Source organism: uncultured Psychroserpens sp. (assembly GCF_947501425.1).
GTDB lineage: Bacteria > Bacteroidota > Bacteroidia > Flavobacteriales > Flavobacteriaceae > Psychroserpens.
In genome coordinates this window covers 1-1,004 of sequence record NZ_CANMVN010000024.1, presented here as the reverse complement: position 1 = coordinate 1,004, position 1,004 = coordinate 1, and the positions used below count along the sequence as shown (strand labels likewise).

Annotated in this window: 1 protein-coding gene; it reads right to left on the bottom strand. The window is 32.7% G+C overall.

Translation table 11 applies throughout. The features are described 5' to 3' along the window. Positions 1-39: 39 nt before the first annotated feature. Complete coding sequence (locus tag Q0951_RS17025) at positions 40-894, bottom strand: IS3 family transposase (RefSeq protein WP_299339530.1); 855 nt, start codon at positions 892-894, stop codon at positions 40-42. Positions 895-1,004: the final 110 nt, after the last annotated feature.

Here is a 1,004-nt window from a genome sequence, read left to right as displayed (position 1 = left end):
TGTCTAGTCCTGAAATATGGCTACAGGTTAAAAATTGATTTACGCTGTTTTTAAATATACCATATTTGGTGTTTTATAATCTAAAGATACATGTAATCTAATTTGGTTGTATAGATTAATAGCACTTTTTGTAGCTCTCTTCGCGTGTTGTACGCTATCAAAGGTTTGGTCAAGATAAAACTCGTCTTTCAAGATGCCGTTTACACGTTCAGCAATAGCGTTTTCGTAGCAATGATTTTCTTCTGTCATACTAATTTTGATGTTGTATCTCTTTAAAATTTGTGTGTATACATTGCTACAATATTGTATTCCTCTATCCGAGTGATGTATAAGGTTCTCTGTATTTTTAGTTTGATATAATGCTTTTTTAAGAGCTCTGGTACAACCGCTAAGTTCAAGGCTATCACTAAGGTCGTAACCTATGATTTTTCTAGAATACATGTCAGTTATAAGAGCCAAGTAACAAAATCCTTTTACAGTTCTGATGTATGTAATATCAGATACCCAAACCTGATTAGGTCTATTAACAAGTACATCTTTGATGATGTTTTTATGTTTGTAAAACCTATGGAAAGAATTGGTAGTTCTGTAGCTGGGTTTCTTTCTGGTTATAAGCATATTGTGTTTTCTAAGAATGTTGAAAAGCGTGTCTCTGCCTACTTTAAGGTTGGCTTTATCAAACTCATTTTTTAAAGATATTTTGAGTTTTCGTACGCCTTCTCTAGGCAAGGATCTGCGTTTTTGGTTTACAATTTGAATGATCTGTTGTTCAAGTTTTAAACGTTTGTCAGCTCTATATTTATACTTGTAGTATGCATCACGTTTAAGCCCGAAAGACTTACAAATAGTTGTTAAAGACGCAAATCCATTAGCTTTGTCTTTAGTTTTATTTATCGCTCTATATTTAGCTTTTTTTTTAGTTCTGCAACAGATTTATAGCCAAGATCTTCGGCAGCAACTTCCAGGTATGAATCTTGAATCATTGCATCTAAGTCTTTTTTTAA